We start from the raw sequence: 255 nt of genomic DNA on the forward strand, positions 1-255 counted from the left end.
ACAATGAAACCTTGCTTTTTAAGTTCATTACTTACTCTAAGCTGCCCCAAAGTAGGGTTCTCAATGGCTATATCAACAACAGCCTTTTCAATAACTTCATCTACACGATTCTTTAATACTGGCTTTCGTCTGGAGATTTCCTGTAATGCTAATTCACCTCCTTGCTCATACAGTTCTTTGAATCGATAAAAACGGTCTCGGGAATAGCCCATTACTTTACAGGCTTTGGATACATTTCCTAAATGTTGTGCTAAT

At 37.6% G+C, this 255-nt stretch carries 1 protein-coding gene; it reads right to left on the reverse strand.

Annotated elements, in window-relative coordinates:
* Nucleotides 1–255, reverse strand: a 255-nt coding sequence (locus GNY06_RS06570; RefSeq protein ID WP_166519326.1) for a helix-turn-helix domain-containing protein, incomplete at both ends; no start/stop codon positions are given.

It is taken from the genome of Elizabethkingia argenteiflava, assembly GCF_009904105.1.
Classification (GTDB): Bacteria; Bacteroidota; Bacteroidia; order Flavobacteriales; family Weeksellaceae; genus Elizabethkingia; species Elizabethkingia argenteiflava.